Source organism: Paraburkholderia sp. NMBU_R16 (assembly GCF_013282575.1).
Classification (GTDB): Bacteria; Pseudomonadota; Gammaproteobacteria; order Burkholderiales; family Burkholderiaceae; genus Trinickia.
In genome coordinates this window covers 1-19,145 of sequence record NZ_JAAAYE010000015.1, presented here as the reverse complement: position 1 = coordinate 19,145, position 19,145 = coordinate 1, and the positions used below count along the sequence as shown (strand labels likewise).

Genomic DNA, 19,145 nt, shown 5'->3' with positions numbered 1-19,145 from the left:
TCGAGTGTCCATCACCGTTTCGCCGGCTTACCCAGCCCGAGCTTTTCCATCGCTTCGTGCGCATCGATCACCATCGTCGCGACCTCGCCGATGGTCACGCGCAATTCCGTCGCGCGCGAGCGAATATGCTCATACGCTTCGCTTTCGCTGAGGCGATGTGCGTCCATCAGCGTACGAATGGCCTTTTCCACATGGCGCCGAGACTTGATCGCCTCCTCGAGCTTGCCGATCTTGCTCTGCAAACGCTGCTGAAAGCCTGACGATGCGCGCGCGAGCACGAGCGTGCTCAGAATGCCCGTCGAACGGTACGGCTTGGCAATCACGCCGTGCGCCTGGGTATCGACGAGCATTTTCAATGCCGTCGGATTTTCGTAGTCGGACAACGCAATCAGCGTCGCCGCCGTATCGGCCGCGCACCAGTTGCCTGCACTGCGAAGCTCCGGTCCGACCAAAAACAGGATGACGTCCGCGTCCGCAGGCAGCTGGGGCGGGAACGGCCATACGATGCGCACCGGACAGCCGATCCGGCGCAGCTGCTCCTCGAGGATGCTTCGATCGTCCCCGGGCGGATGGATGACAGCAACCCGCAACGAGCGCAGATCGTCGAACAGACGCCGTGCGGTGGCGCTCATGCTGCATCTCCGTCCAGCCAGAATTCGGCGAATCCGTACGTGGTCAGATAGGGGTCGGGCTTGACCGGCTGGCGCCCCTCCCACACCACGTCGAAAGTCCCGTCCGGCTTGCACACGGCAATACGTGGCGTCAGCATCGCATGATTGTTGCCCGCATCGATCCGGAGCAGACCTTCGGGAGACTCGAACTCGACTTCATGCACCGCATCGACGAGTTTCGACGTGTCGAGACTTTGCGTGCGCGCCAATGCAAGCGCAAACAGGTGCACCTGGTTGTACGCCATCTCCGACCACATGCTGGCCGGATGGTCGCCAAACCGAGCCCGCCACGCTTGCAGAAAGCGCCGATTGCCCGGATTGTCCAACGAATTGACATACGTGGCGGAGACGATATGTCCGCCGCACAACTCGGGGCCGATCATGCGTGTCTCGCCTTCGGTCATCGTGAGGCTGGCAATGGGGATGTCGGCGGGATCGAGCCCGCGGTCGCGATAAAGCTTGTAAAACGCGCGTGCGCCGCGTCCGATCAGCGTTGAAAAGACGACGTCGGGCCGCATGCGAGCAATTTCGGCAACCACCGTTTCGAGCGCCGCCGGTTCCGCGTCGCTGGGCAAATAGACTTCATCCACGATTTCGCCGCCGTGCTCCTCGACGATATCGCGCATGATCCGGTTCGATTCGCGCGGATAGATGTAGTCCGCTCCGACCAGGAAAAACCGGCGGCCCCGGTTGCGCAACAACCAAGCGGCCAACTGCATGCTGTTCTGGTTGGGCACGGCGCCGGTATAAATCACATTGGGGGAATACTCGAACCCCTCGTAGATCGAGCAGTACCAGAGCAGCGCATTGTTGCGTTCGATCACGGGTAGCACGGCCTTGCGGCTCGACGACGTCGAGCAGCCGAAGATGACGGTCACGTCGTCTTCTTGCAACATGCGCGTGGCGAGCCGGCGATACTCGTCGGCATCGCATTTGGGATCGTATGCGACCGGATCGAGCAGACGCCCTGCCACGCCTGCGCTGGCATTGATCTCTTCGATCGCGAGCACCGTGCCGAAGAAATGTTCCGACTCGGTCGCGCCCGTGACGCCGCTACGCGAATAGAGAATGCCTATGCGCCAAGCCGCTTCGTCGTCCCGCGTCATTTGAGTCCCCTCGTTGCGCGCGCCGCGCTCCGGCCGCGCGGCGCGGCCCACACTGGCATCGCGATTGCGAGCCTCAGCCCAGTCGTTCCTTCAGGAAGGCGACGAGATAGGGCGTCGCGGCGGCAGCGACCGTCGATGCGACGGATGGATCGACGCCCATCCGGTTCGCGATCGATTCGGCGACGCGTCCAGTGAGCACGCCTTCGCCGCCTTCCATCAGCGATTTGAAAACACCGTCGCCGCGCACGATACCTGCGGCAAACGCGGCGAAAAAGCTCTTGCCCGGGCTTTCGCCGAGCAAGCCCCCGCCCTGTTCTTCGACGTGAGCATGCGCCGTCTCGGCCGCCTGGCTCAGCATCTGCTGAGCATCGTCGGCGCCAATGCCTTGCGACGCCAGTGCTTGAGCCGCCTGGCTCCCATGTTCGGAGGAAAGAAATTCGGAAATGAGCTGCTGTGCGTCCATGAGGCGATCTCCTGGTGGGGCCGGCGGTACGGAAAACCGCGGCGTCGAATGGATAAGCAAAGGAAGCACGCGATAAGACGAAAACGAACGTCGCGGCCGACTGACGACTCCCTGCGAACAAGCCCGCTCAATATAAGCTATTTGAGCGTCTCGTTCGAGCAGGACGACATCCGTCGGCGGCGAAACGGCGCGCGTTGCGCGCGCCCATCGGGCTCAGGGCTTGGCGCCCGTGACCTGCACCGGCATGCGCTTTTCCCAGGCGGCGAGAATCTGATCCTCCATCCCGCCGTAACTGCCGCCGAAGTGGTGGCCTCCTTGCGTGCGAATGACCTCACGCGTGCCGGCAAGCGCTGGGCAGAGGCTGTCTTCCTCGGTCTCGCCGTAAAAACACTGGACGAGTCCTGCCGGGAGCCGATCGACCTCCGGGCGCACCTGAAACGCCTTGTCGCTCGGCGGCAGGCCAAGCCAACCGGTTACCCGGACCTGGAAATCGGCCGTCGGCGCAAAGCCCAGCAGCGAGACGAGCGCAACCTTCTCGCGCACCGGGGCCGGCAGCCGATTGTAGGCGAACGGCATCACGTCGGCACCGAACGAGTAGCCGATCAACGCAACGGATTTGATATGCCACCGCGCCGAGTAAAAACGAATCACGCGGGCGAGGTCGCGGCTCACCTGCTCCGGCGTTCTCTCGCTCCAGAAATAACGCAAGCTGTCCCAGCCAACCGCTGAGACGCCATCCTTGGCGAATTCCTCGGCAATGCTCTTGTCGAGATCCCGCCAGCCGCCGTCACCCGACATGACGATCGCGAGCATCCCGCGCGGATGAGCCGACGGCAATTCGATCAGCGGCAAATCCGAAACGTCCTGTTCGCCGACCGTATCGGCAAGCAGATGCGGGCGGACCAGCGTGACGAATTGCTCGCTGCGCGTCACGGTCGCGGCAAACAGATGCGGCGGCTGCGTCAAGACCGGTGCGCTCAGACTCTTGTCGTCCTTCCGATTCCGAAAACTGGGCGAATCGGCGCCTTCCTTGACGGCCGAACGTTCGGCCTGGCGCATCGGGGCAATGCCGCCCGGGCTCGTCACGCCCGTTTCCACGAAACCGGGCAATACGCTGCCGCGGCTGATCGTCGGATCGGGAGGGCAGAGCTTGATCCGCTTGTCCAAGGTGCCGTTCGGATCGATCGACATGGCGCCCGCCACCGTATTCGCCGGCGCCTGGGCGAGCACGTGCAGCGCAAGCGTGCCGCCCGCGCCGATCCCCGCGACGATCGGTGCGAAATAGCGGCTCGACTTCAGTTGCCGCTCCAGCTGATGGCTTACCGCCTCCGCGTCTCCAACCAATTGCTGGCAAGCATTCGGGTCCGCCGCGAGACGAGCCGTGTAGCGCTCGGTATCGACGCCTACGGTCAGCGCCCCCTCATGCGCCAATGCCTCGGCGGCTTGCTGATCGGCGGGCTTCCAACCCTTGCCGGCCGAGAAGAGCACGACGAATCCGCGCAACTCGCCCGTAGGCCACGCTACCGTAATGTCGCCGTAGCGACCGCCCGAAATACGCGCAGGCTCGGCATGCGCCGCGCCGTAAATCGACATGCCCGCCGCCATGGCGAGCGCGCTGAATTTTCGTACTGCCAAACGAATTGTCATGAACGGCGACCGCCCGCCAAAATTGAAAGATCGACCAGGGTCAGAAGCGCGCCCATCCAGCCGGAGACCGCGAGATAGCGCGGCTCCCAGCCCGGCTGGAATTTGCCTTTGAATGCGCGCAATCCCTGGAAATTGTAAAAACGCCCGCCGAATTTCCAGACCATCGATCCGAGCCGATGAAGCGGCGAACTGAGCGGCATCGGCTGCACGCCGGAAAACGGCGCCATGCCGAGGCTGAGGAACCGATATCCCGCGCTTTTCAAATGCATCGCGAGCTCGATGAACAAATAGTCCATGACATACGGCGAAGCTTCCGGCAGATGCCGCATCACGCCCACCGTCGCTTCGACATTCAGATCGGTCGTCATGAAAGTCGTGAATGCAACCGGCACGCCGTTTTGACGGACCAGCATCACCGATTGCGCGGCAAGGTAGGCCTCGCTGAATGCGGCCACCGAGAAACTCTTCTCGCGGCCGGCCCGGCTGTCGAGCCAGCGATCGGAAATATCCCGCAGTATTTCAAAGTAAGCGGGCATATCCGGCGCATCGATGACTTCCGTCGTGCAGCCGTCACGTTGCGCGCGGCGCAGCGAGTAACGCAACGCCGCCCGCTTCGGCCCGTTCAGATCGAACGCATCGAGGCCGACGCGCGCCTCTTCGCCGAGCTTCATCAGCGTGAGGCCCGAATCCAGATAGAGCGGCAACGAATCCGCGCGGACCTGATAGAACGCCGCGCGGCCGCCATGCGCATGCGCGAGGGCCACGAATTTGTTGATCAATTCGGCCCATTCGCACCGGGGGCCTACCGGATCGTGCAGGGCCGCCCACGTGCGACCGTGCTTGGCAAACATCAGGAATGCCTGCCGCGAATCCGAGAAAAGAAAACTCTTGTCCCCCATCATCGCGAGTCCGGCGTCGCTGCGCTCTTGCGCGCGAATGATCTGAACCGCATCGGTCAGGTCTTCAGAGCTCGGATGGACGAAACGCCCCTTGGCGGGACGCAGCAACTGCCAGAGCGCGAAAGCCGCCGCGGACAATCCGGCCGCCAACATGGCGCGCAGCGAGCGCGAGGCGCGCTCGTCGAACGCGAACTGCCACCAGAGATCGTTGCTGTAGGGAACGTTGCGGTACGCGAAGAACATGACCCAGGCGGCGCACATGATGACGATCGCCACGGACATGACCCATCCAAGCGTGAAACGCTCCGCGAAAAGCGACGAGCGCCGGCTGAACCGGCGACGCGTACAAAGCAGCAATACGACCAGCGAAGCGAGGATGCCGGCTTCGACGAATGCCAGCCCCTTGATGACGGAAAGGACGAGACTGACGGCCACGAGGGTCAGCGTGAGCCACCAAGCCGCATCCAATCGGCGCAGCAACCCGCGAGCGACGAACAGCAGCAGCACGCCGAGCACGGCGCTGACCAGTTGCGAACTCTCGAGCGCCCAAAGCGGGACGAGATGCCTAAGAATCGCGAGCCGGCGTCCGAAAGCCGGCGTCGCGCCCGAAACGATCAGCATCGAGCCCGCGAGAAACGTAATGAGGCACAGAAAAAGCGGCGCGAGTTGCGCCAGACCCGCGACACGCCGTAGCGGCAGGCGCTGGCGCAGCGCACGCCCTTCGAAGCCGGCCAGCACGCCGGCCGACAGCAGAAGCGGCAGCCCGAAATAAACCACGCGGTAAGCGAGGAGAGCCGCCACCAGCGATGGTGCGCTCAAGTCCCCGCCCAGCGCAAAGACCATGACGGACTCGAATATGCCGACGCCGCCCGGCGTATGGCCCACCATGCCGAGCAGCAGCGCCGCCGAATAGACGGTCAGGAAGCTGACGAAGCTTACATCCGTTTGCGGGAGAAAGACCCAGAGCGCCGCACCGGCGCCGACCACATCCACTACGCCAAGCGCGATTTCCCAGATCAGATCGGCTCGCGAGGGAACGTCGAATGCGATAGCCCGCCAGCGCGTACGCAGTTGTCGCGTTGCAGTGCCGCAGCAAGCGACGATGACCGCCAACAGTGCTAGCACGAGCGCGCTGCCGACCGAGAGGCTCGCGCGGCCCACATGCATCATGGCCGCGAGCGGCGCCGTGTCCCAGAGCGCGCCCAGCGCGCTCGACAGCAACAGCGCAAGGGCCAGCGAGACGCCAGTGAACACCGTGAGGCGGCCGACCTGGGCAGGCGTCACGCCCACCGCACCGTAAACGCGACAACGCACCGCGCCGCCCGTCAAGGCGCCGAAGCCTGCGGCATTGCCGAGCGCCGAGCCGGTCGCTGCCCCCACCCAGAGCAATGGGCGCGGGACCTTGGCCGCTACGTGGCGCAGCCCGATAGCGTCGCGCGCGACGAGCGCGACGAAGCTCAGCGCCGTCGCACCGAGTGCGATCAGCCATCTGTCCGGAGCAATGGCGAACAACTGCCGGCTGACGGAGTGATAGTTGATGCCTTGCGACATGTGCTGAATGGCCACCAGCAGCAGTACGCAGATACCCAGCGCGAGCGCGGGCGACACCAAGCGCTTGTAATCGATGCTTCGATACGTACTGCGAAGCGCTGTCAGCGCTTTTCGGCAGTACTCCCCCTCATGTCGCTGCATATTTCCTGGACACCGGTAACACGACCAGCCGCTCCCGGCCCGCGACAGCATTGACGCCCGTCGCCGACCGTCGAGAAGAGCGATCAAGCCCCTTTTACCGATCGATGTAGCAAATTGTGACCTAACAAACGTTGGAAGGATGCATCCGGTTGACTTCGATAGCACCCCGAGGAAACCCCGACCGCACGTTCGCCATTACCGCAAAAGGCCTTTCCTCGATATCGACAGCAGGCCGGCAAAGCTTTAGGCGATTCGTTCGCATTGTCGGACGCACCTTCGAACCGCGGTCATGGCGCCGTGACCCGCGCGCAGCGGCGCACGCATGCGTTTCGGGAAAGGAGTCGCAACCAGGCATATCATTACGCGGACAATAACCTCGCGCATCGACCGATATGATTGTGATCAAGCTCCTCGTGGGTGTTTGTCTACTGTTTGCCATCGTCGCACTGCTTTTTTACGGTGGCCATCTGCTGAGCCTGCTCGGAAAACGCGGCGCGCGGCCGCCGCGGGAATCGCCCGGCAAACGGACCGGCGGCGAGTGACGGACTGCCGCTAAGCCAACCTTAAGATTGGCGCCCTACGCTGATATTGCCGAGCGCGAACGATTTTGCTCGCGACTGGCAAACAGATCGGGAGGTCGCACCATGAAAGCCATCGTCAGAACCACCGCCATTGCCATCGCACTCGTCGTACCGGCCCTGTCATCCGCTCAAACATCCAATGGCCCGCTGACGCGCGACCAGGTACGGGCTCAGCTGATCGAGCTCGAGCACGCTGGCTACAACCCGGCGCATGGCAATCGAGGAACCTATCCGGCCGAGATTCAGGCCGCCGAAGCGCGCGTCGCCGCAAAGCACAACGGCACGAACGATGCATCGGCGACCGGCGTCGGCGGAGCGGCGACCGGCGTCGGCGGAGCGGCGACCGGCGTCGGCGGAACGGCGACGGGCACTGCCGAAACTGGACATACCATGCCCGCCATGACACCCGATATGAGCAAACGGTCGATGTTCGGACATCACTGAGCGTCCGCGCCGCCGCAGCGGCCCTCAATCGCAGCTGAAGCGGAAACTGTCGTTGAGGGCCTGCGGTAACACTAGCGTGCGTATGTGCTCGGTTTTCGCGGTCTGACAGAGCTGGTCGCGCGCGCCGCCGGTGTTTTGCACGTATTGGGACGCGTATTCCGCATTGAAAACGGCCTTGCCCGAGGCCAGGAATGCGCCATAAGCGCTGCACTCGTTGAAAGCATGGCATTGCTCGCTGACCGCGAAGTCGAAACTCGTACCCAACTCGCCTAATTGGTCGATGTCGTTTTTCAGCGCGACAGCCAAGTGCCGCGCATGCGCGGCGTTTGCGATGAATAGGTTGAAGTCGGCCTGCGTCGAGCTGTCGAGCGGAAATCCGGGGTTATTCGTGTACCCGTCCACGTTGTCGGGCTCGACGCCATCACATCCTTTGCTGACGGCCATATCGAGCCGTGCCGACATGATGTTGCGCACGTTCGTCGATCGCGTATCCACCCAGCGTTCGCGGGACCACCCTTGCACGCTGTTGCCGAGATCGGACGGCAGGAATCGCGAGTAGTCGGGCCGCCAGTTTTCCGCGCTACCCGCCGAAAAATAGCAAACCACCCTACGGCCCTGGGCCTTCAAACTGTCGATGACCGATTGCGGCGCATCGAAAAGATCGATGTCGTAGACGCCGACTTGATAACTGGTATCGATTGCGCCGGTCAGCTGCCACTGCCACGTGTCGGTTTGTACCGGCATCCAGTGCGTCGCGGCCGATGCCGTCGTAGCCGAAGCGCCTACCGACGAAGTGCTCGCCGCGGAAGATGCCACGATGGAACCGGCAGCGGCCGACGACGCGTCCGCGGCCGATGACGACCCGCCTCCGCCGCAGGCTGCGAGCCCCATCGCGGCAACGGCGCCGATGCAAAGCTCCGCAAGGCGCATGACTTCCCCCTGAGTTACTGTCGACACTGAACTGTCATGCGCCTCGAACCGCGCAGAAGATCGGGACTCAAGTCCGAAGCAGGCCCGATGATAACTCAGACGGTTGTCATGTCGTTATTGTCGCGATGCCGTCAGGCTCCCGGGGGTAGCAACGAAATGCCGCTAGCGAAGCCAGCAGCGCGGGGACGGCTGCAAGCATGAACAATGAGGATTGCGAAATGTTCATGGCGAGCAACAAGCCGCCCGATAGCGATCCGACGATCGATCCCAGACGCCCGACACCCAACGCCCAACTGATGCCCGTCACACGGCTTTCGGTCGGATAGTATTGAGCCGCGTAAGCATTCGCGCCGATCTGCGAACCGCTGATGCAAAAACCGACTCCCGTTACCGCAAGCATCAACGGCACGCCCTGCGCCTGGCCCAGCGCCGCAATCAGCAGCGCGCCTGCGCCATAAGCCGCACCGAGTACGACGGGTGGCTTGATCCGATCCATCGTCTTGCCGATCGCCACCGCGCCAATGGTCCCACCGACCTGATAGAGCATCATCAAACGCGAAGCGTCGGTCAAGCTCATGCCGGCGTTATGTGCGATCGTGGGAAGCCAGTTCGTCATCAGATAGACGATCAACAAGCTCATGAAGAAGATGCCCCACAGCAGCAGCGTTCCCGCGCGAAACCCGTTGGCAAATAATTGGCGCACCGGCGATCCTTCCGCCTTCGTTTCGGCTAGGACGAATGTCGTCTTTTCGGTGAATTGATGCTTGGCGATGCGCGCAAGCAAACTCGCGACGCGCTTGGACTTTTCCCCTACGGCGACGAGATAGCGAACCGACTCCGGTAACGACACGATCAGAACCGGCACGAGCGCGAGCGGAAGGATGCCTCCGGCAATGAGCACGGAGCGCCACCCATACTCGGGCACGAGATGCGCCGACAACACGCCGCCCAAGCCGGAACCCAATGTGAAACCGCAGAACATCACTGTGGTCAGGAAGGATTTCCGGCCTTGCGGACAGTACTCCGACGTCAACGCAATGGCATTCGGCATCGCTCCGCCAAGCCCCAGGCCGGTGACGAAGCGCAGCGCGATCAGCGATTCGATCGTCGGAGCGCGGGCGCATCCGAGGCTTGCGAGACCGAAGAACGCGACGCACGCAATCAACGTTCTCTTACGCCCGATCTTGTCGGCGACCGGTCCGAACACGAACGCCCCTATCATCAAGCCTGCAAGGCCGGCACCGAACAGCATGCCGAGCACCGAAGGCCCAATATGCCACGCCTGTCTCAATGCCGGCGCGATGAAGCCGACACATGCGGTATCGAGGCCATCCACGGCCACGACGCAAAACGACAAAATAAGAACCCACCATTGGAATGGCGAAAAACGTTGCGCGTCCATCCATGCGCGCACGTCCACACTCGCAGGGTGCGATTGCATAGCTATGTCTCCTCCAGATGTCGTCTGGTGTTTTATGAGTCTGAGTCTGGGCAGGCGCGATGTCGCTGCGCGCCGATCGAATCGTTTTACGAGGCGCTCATACTTCGACGTACACGTCGTCGCCGCGCAGTTCGACGGGATAAGTTGCGATATCCTCGGTGAGCGGCTCACACATCGCGCGTCCGGTGCGAACATCGAACTTGCCTTGATGAAGCGGGCATTCGATCTCATGTCCGTCGAGAAACCCGTCGCACAAGCGGGCATTGCCGTGGGTGCAAAGGTTGTCCGTAGCGTAGACCGCGCTGCCAATACGATAGAGCGCGAGCTCCCGTTTCTCGAGCGTGACCACCGATACGTCGTCGGCTGGAAGCTCTGCGATGGAAATGACTTTCGTCCATTGTGCCGCCATGGTTCGCCTCAAATGGGATAAATGATTGAATTCGGAATCATTTCGCTGTCGAAGACGCAAAGCTTCGATTCGAACTTCAGTCCATCGACCGTGCGGCGAATGACGTCCAGGTATCTGCCCGCGTTGAACGGCGTCGTCATGCCATCGGGCTTCGTACGAAACACGACGTAATTCGCTTCGGTCTCGATTCGTTGCGCATCCGAGCGAACGATGCGCGGAATGCTCACGATATGACGTTGGTAATACGGATCGTGGAAGATCGTTTCGGAAATCCCATAGACGCGATCCTTCAACATGCCCCGGCTTTCGAACGAAAGCGTCGCCAGCGGCAGATTGCGTTCGTGGTTCTCGCGCGGTTGAAGCTTGTAGCTACAGTCTTCGGTGAAGAACCCGGGCCATTTGTCCCAGTTGCCGCTATCGAGCACCGCCGCATAGTCGGCATAAAGCGCGAGGACCGCTTGAAAAGTTTCGAAGTCCAGCATTTCAAACCTCCATCACGCGGCGCCAATAGTCATACATCCCGCGAATCAATGTCTCGGTCACCATGTGATCGGCCTCTTCGACGCCGCGCCCGCCGAGCTCCGCGAGCGTCCGGTGGTTTCGCTTCTTCGAAAATGCCTCCTGCGAAAATTCGATGACCTCGCCGTCGTCAGCGGAAACGAAGCCAGCGGGACCGAACAGATTCGCCTGCCGCAAACGGCGCTGCGTCATGTCCGGGGAATCGTCTTCGAATCCGAAGTGCGTCCAGACGAAATCGAACGCATCCGGCCCGACGGGTTGGATATGGCGCGTCGAGACCGAGTTGACCTGCTGCTGGATGATCACGCTCGGAAAAATCGTCATCAAGACGGCGGTGGGCCCGCCCCACCATGGTTCATGGACGACATCGAGAAACCGGTCGTCGTTGAGCGCCATCTGCTCCTTGAAGCTGGTGACACCGCTCGTGACGTCCCCTTTGCCACCGGCGCCGCGCGTCGAAATCATCGCGGCGTGCCGGAAGTGCTCGTCCATCCGCAGTTCGGACTTGTTGTCGGCCCGCCAAAGGCCGAATGTGACGAACCAGGTGTGCAGCAGGCCAGGGTGGTACGGGTCCTTGATGTTTTCCTGCATCAATTTCCAGTTTCCGGGGATACGCTGACGGTTGTAGCCGAGCACAGTCAGCTTGCGGCCATCGAAGAGCCGATCGAAATATCGCGAAATGGTCGGACCGAGATAGTCCTCGAGCGGCTGCACGTCGTGATCGAACGATGCGAAGATCACACCGTTGCGGCAAGCGACCTTCAGCTTCGTGAGCCCGTGCTCCTTCGGATCGAAATCGGCCGGCATACCGCCGTTGACCTTGCCGTCCTGTTTGACGCCCCGGCGAAACGGTACGCCCACCAAGTTGCCCTTGAGGTCGTAGTTCCACTGGTGATACGGGCACGTGAGGTCCTTGCGGTTGCCGAACTTTTCGCGGCAGAACTGCGCGCCCCGATGGGCGCATACGTTTTCGACGACATGCACTTCGCCGTCCGCCGTTCGCGTCGCGATGACCGAGCGCTCGCCGATGGCAGTCCGTTTGAAATCGCCCGCGTTCGGGATTTCCGCTTCGAGGCCGATGTAGCACCAATGGCCCGAATAGAAGAACCGGTCGAGTTCCCGCCGGTAAATGTCGGCATCGGTATAAGCCCAAAAGGGAATGCGACTCGATCCTTCCGAACCCCAGGCTGGCTGGGATCGCTTCATGCTGTCCGCCATCGTCGTCTCCTGTCTTTTTCCGCGGATACTCACATTTCCTCGTTGCCGGCCGGCGCCGCCGCGTCGGCAGGTTTCATCGATCAAACGCCGCTGGGGTAAAAGGCATCGGCGAAGATGTGTTCGCGTGCGATGCCTTTACGTGCGAGCATGAGCGTGGCTGCGTCGACCATCAGCGGCGAGCCGGCTACGTAGGCGCGCCAGCCATTCATCTCTTTCCAGTCCTCATCGATCGCATGCGTGACGACGCCGGCTCGCCCGCTCTTCGCCACGGGTTCGGACGCGGAGGCGACGACGATATGGCTGCGCAGCGGCGGATATTCGGCTTTCAATGCGTCGAGCCACTCGGTGCCATAGACATCGGCCGACGAGCGCACGCCAAAATACAAATGAATGGGGTTCGTCATTCCGGCTGCGATCGCGCCTCGGACGATCGAGAGCACGGGGGCGAGCCCGGTTCCGCCCGCGATGCAAATCATCGGCCCCTCGTGCTTGCGACGCAGATAGGCGGTCCCCATCGGGCCGCTGACACGGACCGTATCGCCGAGTTTCAGCGTCGATGCGACATAGGACGTCACGCGGCCGTCGGGCACGACGCGGATATGGAATTCGAGTTCGTTCGCCGAATCGGTACAGGCCATCGAATAGGGCCGACTCAGATCCGGCGCGAACTGAAGTGTCGCGTATTGCCCTGGCGAGAATTGAAGCGGCTTCGCCAGCGCCAGCCGCAGACGCACGATATCGTGCGTGACGCGGTCGAGGCCCACGACTGTCGATTTGACGATACGCGCGGGATGCACGACGATCTCGTCCGGCTCGGGGATTTCGATCGCGCAGCTTTCGATGAGCGTCGCCTGACAGGCAAGCACGGATTCGCCGGCTCCCATCGGTGCGCGCGCCTGCTCGGGGCCCGCCTCGATCACTTTTCCGCCGACCACCTTGCATCGACAAGTGCCGCACCGGCCAGCCATGCAGCTGTACGAAACGGGGATGCCGTGCTCGCGCAGCGTGTCCAACAGATTGGCTCCGGGCTCGGCGGCGATCGTGCGCTGCAGCGGCAAAACGGCGACTTCCATGGCAGTGCTCGTCTCCAAATATCGTTGGGTGTGGCGAGATAGTGCGCGCACCGATAGTATTGATAAATAGAAACAGGTGAATATCCTGTATCAATTTCAGTGATAACGCGGGGAAATGGCATGGAGTTGCGGGACATCGATCTGAACCTGCTCGTCGTATTCAACGAGCTATTGCGGCTGCGGCGCGTGTCCGCCGTCGCCGAGAGTCTCGACGTGTCGCAGCCGGCGGTCAGCAATGCGTTGAATCGGCTCAGGCGCCTTTTGGGTGACGAGCTTTTCCTGCGCACCGCCAAGGGCATGGCGCCGACACCGTTCGCGGAACGGTTGGCCGAACCGGTGGGATACGCGCTCGGCGCGATCTATACCTCGCTCAACGAAAAGGTGACGTTCGATCCCGGTACGAGCCGCCGCGATTTCTCGATCGCCATGACCGACATCGGGGAGATCTACTTCCTGCCGGAACTGATGAAGCGGCTGGCGTTGACCGCGCCGGGCGTGACGATCTCCACAACGCCGACGAGTCGGCCCGATTTGCACGAGCTGATGGAAAGCGGGCAGATCGATCTGGCGATCGGATTCGTCCCGGGCCTGAAGACCGGGTTCTTTCAAAGACGACTGTTCCGTCAGCGTTACGTCTGCCTGTATCGCAAACGGCACCCGTTGGCGGAAGACGGTATGACGCTGAAAGCGTTCCGTGCGGCGCATCACGTCGCTGTCGTCGCGCAAGGCACGGGGCACGGGATGGTGGACGAGGTCATTCAGCGCGCGGGCATCGTGCGCGACGTCCGCTTGCGCGTTCCGCACTTCGTCGCGGTCGGGCACATCCTGCAAAACACCGATCTCATCGCGGTGGTGCCGCAGGCGTACGCGGACAGGACGCTCGCGCCGTTCGGTCTTGAATCGGCACCGTGTCCGGTGAAAATTCCCGATATCGTGATCAACGTACTCTGGCACGCAAAAAACCATCGCGAACCCGCCAATCAATGGCTGAGGCAAATCGTGTCCGACGTGTTTTCGTTTTGAGTCCGGCGACGCCTGCGCGCAAACCGGCAAAGCGCCGATGCTTCGCCTATGATGGGACGATGTTTCGTCCATGCGATATGCGGAGGCCAGCATGACCGATCGATTCGACGCCGTCATCATCGGCACAGGGCAATCCGGGCCCGCACTGGCGGCGCGGCTTTCGTCGGCGGGAATGCGCGTTGCGATCGCCGAGCGCAATCTTTTCGGTGGCACGTGCGTGAACACGGGCTGTATCCCGACCAAGGCATTGGTTGCCAGCGCCTACGCCGCGCATCTGGCGCGTCGTGCCGCCGATTTCGGTGTCGAAATCGGCGGGGCGATCGACGTCGATATGCGTCGCGTCAAGGCCCGCAAAGACGAGATATCGGGCAAATCGAGGACCAATGTCGAGAAATGGTTGAAAGGGCTCGAGGGTTGCACCGTGCTCGAAGGGCACGCCCGCTTCGAATCGGCCAATAGCGTGCGCGTCGGCGACGGCGTGCTCAGTGCCGAACGCATTTTCGTCAACGTGGGCACTCGTCCCTTCATTCCCCCTATGCCGGGGCTCGACCAAGTCGACTTTTTGACCAATTCCACGATGATGGACGTCGACTTTCTGCCCGAACACCTGATCATTATCGGCGGCAGCTATATCGGCCTCGAATTCGCTCAAATGTATCGGCGCTTCGGCAGTCACGTCACGGTCGTTGAAAAAGGCCCGCGCCTGATCGGCCGCGAAGACGAGGATGTCTCTTCAGCGGTGCGCGATATTTTGGCGAAAGAAGGCATCGGGGTGGAACTGCAGGCCGAGTGTATGGCAGTGGAAAAGCGCGGCGCGCATATTGCAGTCAAGCTCGACTGCAAGGGCGGCAAACGCGAGATCCTCGGCTCGCATTTGCTCGTTGCGGTCGGACGCAAACCGAATACCGACGACCTCGGCCTCGATCGGGCCGGTATCGCCGTGGACGAACGCGGCTACATCACAGTCGACGACCGGCTTCAGACGACTGTTCCGCACGTCTGGGCGCTCGGCGACTGCAATGGCCGCGGGGCTTTTACGCATACGTCGTACAACGACTACGAGATCGTCGCCGACAATCTGCTCAATGGCGATAACCGTAGCGTGCGCGACCGGATTACGGCCTATGGCCTGTTCATCGATCCGCCGCTCGGCCGCGCCGGCATGACGCTCGAGGAAATCCGCCGCGCGGGACGCAAGGCGCTCATCGGCATGCGGCCGATGGAGCGCGTGGGGCGTGCTGTCGAAAAGGGAGAAACCCAAGGTTTCATGAAAATCGTCGTCGATGCCGATACGAAAGAAATCCTCGGGGCGGCGATTCTCGGGGTCGGTGGCGACGAGGCCATTCATTGCGTGCTCGATACGATGTATGCCAAAGCGCCCTACACCGTCATGCAGCATGCGATGCATATTCATCCGACGGTATCGGAGCTGCTGCCAACGGTGCTTGGCGAGTTGAAGCCTTTGACCGATAGCGATGCTTGAAGGAGGTAGTGACGATGAGCGTGGCGCTCAATCACACGATCGTCCATGCGCAGGACAGGGATGCGTCCGCTGCGTTTTTGACGGAGATTCTAGGGCTTCCCGCCCCTACTGCGTTCGGCCCGTTTCTCGCCGTGCAGCTGAGCAACGGCGTAACGATGGACTTTCTGGCATCCGACGAACGGCCCGCCTCGCAGCATTATGCATTCCTCGTCAGCGAGACCGAATTCGACGACATCATGGGACGCATACGAGCCCGCAAGCTGCGGTACTGGGCCGATCCTGCCCAGCGACGCGAGGGCGAGCTCAACACGAACGATGGCGGCCGCGGCGCGTATTTCGAAGATCCGAACGGCCACTTACTCGAGATCATCACGCGACCGTACGGCGGACTTTGAGGAGGCGCCGTTTGCCGTTTGCCGTTTGCCGTTTGCCGTTCGTCGCTCGACGCAGTGCCTCATGCCGCGCTGCGTCGTTCAATAGATCTCGGGCACGATCATTTCAGCCGGGACGGGATTTCGAATGTAGTCCTCATTGTAGACACGCTCCGGCAGCGTAATGGCCGGGTGCTCGACTTCCTGGTACGGCACCTGGCTCAGTAGATGATGGATGCAGTTCAGGCGTGCGCGCTTTTTGTCGACGGCTTGGACGACCCACCATCGCGCCTCCGGAATATGCGAGCGCTGCAGCATCACTTCTTTCGCCTGCGTATAGGCTTCCCAGCGGCGCCGGCTCTCGAGGTCCATCGGGCTCAGCTTCCATTGCTTGAGCGGGTCTTTGATGCGAGCCTGGAAGCGGATTTCCTGCTCTTCGTCGGTAATCGAGAACCAGTATTTGAGGATCTGGATACCGCTTCTGACGAGCATCTTTTCGAATTCGGGCACGGAGCGATAAAACTCTTCGCACTCGTCATCGCTGCAAAATCCCATGACGCGCTCGACTCCCGCGCGGTTGTACCAGCTCCGATCGAACAGCACCATTTCGCCGCCGGCCGGAAGATGCGCCACGTAACGCTGAAAATACCATTGCGTGCGCTCGCGGTCGCTCGGCGCAGGCAAGGCAGCGACACGGCACACGCGCGGGTTGAGCCGCTGCGTAATGCGTTTGATCGCGCCGCCCTTGCCGGCCGCATCGCGTCCTTCGAAGATGACGACGAGGCGATGGCCCGTTGCCACGATCCAGTCCTGCAGCTTGACCAGTTCGCCCTGCAATCGGAAGAGCTCGCGAAAATAATGCTTGCGCGCCTCGCGTGCTTCGGGCGAAAGCACGCCTGCACCGTCGAGAAGCCGGTCATCCACTTCCATTTCGACTTCTTCGTCGTAGGCGTCGATGAGGTCCTCGTGGAGACGGCGCTGCCGCTCGTCGAGCGCGAACGTGTCGGATCTCGGATCCTCTTCCTTCATGGCGGTTCTCCCAATGCAATGCGCGGCGGCGAATACGGACGGTCCAACCCGCCCCGATTTTCGGGGCGGATCATGACGACCATATTACCTGGGGCGCTTCGCTTCGGTTCCGGGTCCATTCATGCCCGTCACGCCACCAGTTGCCCCCTGTCCTGCTTGGCCGTCCGATTGTTCACCGCCGAACGCCAAGGCTCCCCGCCTTCCAACGCGGGCGTCGATTCGAAGAGCTCGGCGATCCACTCCGCAAATACGCGCACCTTCGCGGACAAATGCCGGTTATGCGGATAAACGATCGAAATAGGCTTTGGCTTCGGATTGCAATCGGGCAAGACTTCTTTCAACGAGCCGTCGATCAGATGCGGCAACACCATGAAAAGCGTCGGCTGAATCAGGCCGAATCCTTCCAAGCCGCAAGTGACATAGGCATCCGAATCGTTGACCGTGACAACGCCATTCATCTTCACTTCCACCGGCTTGCCGTCGATCAGAAACACCCACGGCACGGCGCGTCCGTCATGGCTTGCGCGGTAGTTGACGGCACGATGAGAAACGAGATCGTCGATGCTTTGCGGCGCGCCGTAGCGGTCGAGATAACCTGCCGATGCGCATGTGACCCGCCGCAACATCCCGATGCGACGCGCCACCATCGAAGAATCCTCGAGCGGCCCGATTCGAATCATGCAATCGACGCCCTCCTCGACCGGATCGACGGCACGGTCCGACAACCCGAGATCGAGCGTGATGTCCGGATAGCGCTGGTGAAAGAGCGGCAACGCCGGAATCACGAGCCGCCGCCCAAGCGCGCCCGGCATATAGACGCGCAGCATGCCGCCCGGTTTGCGATTGCCCACCTGAAAGCTCGCGTCGGTCTCCGCGATCTCCGCAAGAATCTTGATGCAGTGCTCGTAGTACGCCGCACCATCCGACGTGAGCGCCAGCCGCCGTGTCGTGCGATTCATCAAACGCACGCCCAGCAGGGCCTCGAGATTCTGAATGACGGTCGTGACGGTCGCGCGCGGTATGCGCAGCGTTTCCGCCGCCCGCGTGAAGCTGTTCGCCTCCACCACGCGGGTAAAGACTTCCATCGCCTGTAGCCGATCCATGCTCGCCCCTCCCAATAGCCAACAGTCGAGAATAGGTCACCGGGTGGGCACGGCACAAGTCTCCGGCTTCGTAACGCTTCGCCGGAAACCGCACCGATACTCCGAGGAGACGCATATAATCTGATCGATTCGATCACAATTTGGGTTTACATAGAGTTTGAACGACCGATTCAGTCGTCAAACATGCTTACATCGATCATCGGTGACGGCTCTTCAGCGCGCGCTAGCGCAACACTCCTCCCACGCGCCGCCTCGGATTGACCGAACCGATCAAAACACTGCACCCGCGATCGGGCGCACCATCGAGCAGGAGAGATATCAGTGGCACTCAAAGGAATCGTGCCCGCGCTGATCACACCGATGACGTCGGACGAAGAAATCGACGAGCAAGGGCTCCGGCAACTCGGCCATTTCCGGAAGCATGGGCTGGTGCACTTGGTTCAAGATTTCCTCAGGGGTCGATCGCAGGGCTACTTTCCTGACGGCTGCAGCCGACGATGATTCTACTCTCGCCACTTCTGCCATGCCGCTCCAAAAGCTCAGATCACCGGTGGATCCCCACTAGCCGACTGAGTCCGAAGGCTCCGCCGGTAGCGTCGCAACTTCGCTTATCGGAGCGCCGACTGCAGGGGCACGCGAACCATTCTTGAGCAGTTCCATGAACTGTTCCGGCGTACTGGTTCCTTGGTGAGGAAAAATGCTCTCGAATGCCGGCCCAAAATATTGAAGCTTCGCTGCGTCCAGATCGGACTTGAACGACTGCATCGCCGATGCCAGGGTTTGCTCGTCGATCAGTTCGATACGGTCGTTTTCGGAGAGGTCGATGATGGCCTCCAGCCCTTTTTTGAGCTTGTCAGCCTCGCCGGAGCCGGCTGGATGGAAGCATCGCTCAAGATCGTCAGGGATTACGTCTGAACGTAAGCGGTAAGCCATGGGCGTTATAGAGTTCGCGTAAAGGCAATCGCACAATGCCGCCATTGAGTTCGCTCAGGAGGGGCAAGCGATGACGGCCTTCGCAAGAGAAGAATTGGAATCGGTGTGGC

The 19,145-nt window shown here is 61.6% G+C and carries 19 protein-coding genes; 5 read left to right on the top strand and 14 right to left on the bottom strand.

Features of this window, described 5'->3' with window-relative positions:
- Positions 1-11 precede the first annotated feature (11 nt).
- The 5 genes from GWC77_RS09845 to mprF all read right to left on the bottom strand — a co-directional run bounded on the left by GWC77_RS09845 (position 12) and on the right by mprF (position 6,478).
- Positions 12-632, bottom strand: coding sequence for an ANTAR domain-containing response regulator (locus GWC77_RS09845; RefSeq protein ID WP_173256729.1), 621 nt, complete (start codon positions 630-632; stop codon positions 12-14).
- A complete protein-coding gene (locus GWC77_RS09840) occupies positions 629-1,777 on the bottom strand; it encodes a transporter substrate-binding domain-containing protein (protein ID WP_173256728.1) in 1,149 nt (382 codons plus the stop codon). The genes GWC77_RS09845 and GWC77_RS09840 overlap by 4 nt, the downstream gene beginning before the upstream one ends.
- Before the next feature lie 73 nt (positions 1,778-1,850).
- Positions 1,851-2,240: a hypothetical protein gene (locus GWC77_RS09835; RefSeq protein ID WP_173256727.1), complete on the bottom strand. Its 390-nt coding sequence runs from the start codon at positions 2,238-2,240 to the stop codon at positions 1,851-1,853.
- 213 nt (positions 2,241-2,453) lie between these two features.
- Positions 2,454-3,887 (bottom strand): virulence factor family protein, encoded by a 1,434-nt coding sequence (locus tag GWC77_RS09830; RefSeq protein ID WP_173256726.1) that lies wholly within the window; start codon positions 3,885-3,887, stop codon positions 2,454-2,456.
- Positions 3,884-6,478, bottom strand: coding sequence for a bifunctional lysylphosphatidylglycerol flippase/synthetase MprF (mprF, locus tag GWC77_RS09825; RefSeq protein ID WP_173256725.1), 2,595 nt, complete (start codon positions 6,476-6,478; stop codon positions 3,884-3,886). Before mprF ends, GWC77_RS09830 begins: the two co-directional genes overlap by 4 nt.
- Before the next feature lie 392 nt (positions 6,479-6,870).
- Here mprF and GWC77_RS09820 point away from each other — a divergent pair, with 392 nt between their 5' ends.
- Complete coding sequence (locus tag GWC77_RS09820) at positions 6,871-7,020, top strand: hypothetical protein (RefSeq protein WP_173256724.1); 150 nt, start codon at positions 6,871-6,873, stop codon at positions 7,018-7,020.
- A 102-nt stretch (positions 7,021-7,122) separates the two neighbouring features.
- Entirely contained in the window at positions 7,123-7,503 is a 381-nt protein-coding gene (locus GWC77_RS09815; RefSeq protein WP_173256723.1) for a DUF4148 domain-containing protein, read from the top strand.
- 24 nt (positions 7,504-7,527) lie between these two features.
- Here the strand turns inward: GWC77_RS09815 and GWC77_RS09810 are convergent, their stop codons facing one another.
- From GWC77_RS09810 to GWC77_RS09785, 6 genes are all read right to left on the bottom strand, one after another.
- Positions 7,528-8,460 carry an endo alpha-1,4 polygalactosaminidase gene (locus GWC77_RS09810; RefSeq protein WP_367949030.1) on the bottom strand — a complete coding sequence of 311 codons (933 nt, stop codon included), beginning with the start codon at positions 8,458-8,460 and terminating at the stop codon, positions 7,528-7,530.
- Positions 8,461-8,539: 79 nt separating this feature from the next.
- Positions 8,540-9,874: an aromatic acid/H+ symport family MFS transporter gene (locus tag GWC77_RS09805; protein WP_173256722.1), complete on the bottom strand. Its 1,335-nt coding sequence runs from the start codon at positions 9,872-9,874 to the stop codon at positions 8,540-8,542.
- Between the two features lie 97 nt (positions 9,875-9,971).
- Positions 9,972-10,283: a non-heme iron oxygenase ferredoxin subunit gene (locus GWC77_RS09800; protein ID WP_173256721.1), complete on the bottom strand. Its 312-nt coding sequence runs from the start codon at positions 10,281-10,283 to the stop codon at positions 9,972-9,974.
- An 8-nt stretch (positions 10,284-10,291) separates the two neighbouring features.
- Complete coding sequence (locus tag GWC77_RS09795; RefSeq protein WP_173256720.1) at positions 10,292-10,765, bottom strand: aromatic-ring-hydroxylating dioxygenase subunit beta; 474 nt, start codon at positions 10,763-10,765, stop codon at positions 10,292-10,294.
- 1 nt (position 10,766) lies between these two features.
- Positions 10,767-12,008, bottom strand: coding sequence for an aromatic ring-hydroxylating dioxygenase subunit alpha (locus tag GWC77_RS09790; protein WP_254366892.1), 1,242 nt, complete (start codon positions 12,006-12,008; stop codon positions 10,767-10,769).
- A gap of 92 nt (positions 12,009-12,100) precedes the next feature.
- Positions 12,101-13,093 carry a 2Fe-2S iron-sulfur cluster-binding protein gene (locus tag GWC77_RS09785; protein WP_173256718.1) on the bottom strand — a complete coding sequence of 331 codons (993 nt, stop codon included), beginning with the start codon at positions 13,091-13,093 and terminating at the stop codon, positions 12,101-12,103.
- 120 nt (positions 13,094-13,213) lie between these two features.
- Here GWC77_RS09785 and GWC77_RS09780 point away from each other — a divergent pair, with 120 nt between their 5' ends.
- From GWC77_RS09780 to GWC77_RS09770, 3 genes are all read left to right on the top strand, one after another.
- Positions 13,214-14,116: a LysR family transcriptional regulator gene (locus GWC77_RS09780; RefSeq protein ID WP_173256717.1), complete on the top strand. Its 903-nt coding sequence runs from the start codon at positions 13,214-13,216 to the stop codon at positions 14,114-14,116.
- A gap of 91 nt (positions 14,117-14,207) precedes the next feature.
- Positions 14,208-15,599: an FAD-containing oxidoreductase gene (locus GWC77_RS09775; RefSeq protein WP_173256716.1), complete on the top strand. Its 1,392-nt coding sequence runs from the start codon at positions 14,208-14,210 to the stop codon at positions 15,597-15,599.
- Between the two features lie 14 nt (positions 15,600-15,613).
- Positions 15,614-15,994 carry a VOC family protein gene (locus GWC77_RS09770; RefSeq protein WP_173256715.1) on the top strand — a complete coding sequence of 127 codons (381 nt, stop codon included), beginning with the start codon at positions 15,614-15,616 and terminating at the stop codon, positions 15,992-15,994.
- A 78-nt stretch (positions 15,995-16,072) separates the two neighbouring features.
- Here the strand turns inward: GWC77_RS09770 and ppk2 are convergent, their stop codons facing one another.
- The 3 genes from ppk2 to GWC77_RS09755 all read right to left on the bottom strand — a co-directional run bounded on the left by ppk2 (position 16,073) and on the right by GWC77_RS09755 (position 19,035).
- Positions 16,073-16,999: a polyphosphate kinase 2 gene (ppk2, locus tag GWC77_RS09765; protein WP_173256714.1), complete on the bottom strand. Its 927-nt coding sequence runs from the start codon at positions 16,997-16,999 to the stop codon at positions 16,073-16,075.
- A gap of 128 nt (positions 17,000-17,127) precedes the next feature.
- The gene (locus GWC77_RS09760) at positions 17,128-18,102 is read right to left on the bottom strand and encodes a LysR family transcriptional regulator (protein WP_173256713.1); all 975 of its coding nucleotides are present in this window, start codon (positions 18,100-18,102) and stop codon (positions 17,128-17,130) included.
- 561 nt (positions 18,103-18,663) lie between these two features.
- On the bottom strand, positions 18,664-19,035 hold the full coding sequence (locus GWC77_RS09755; protein WP_173256712.1) for a hypothetical protein: 372 nt from the start codon (positions 19,033-19,035) through the stop codon (positions 18,664-18,666).
- Between the last annotated feature and the right edge of the window lie 110 nt (positions 19,036-19,145).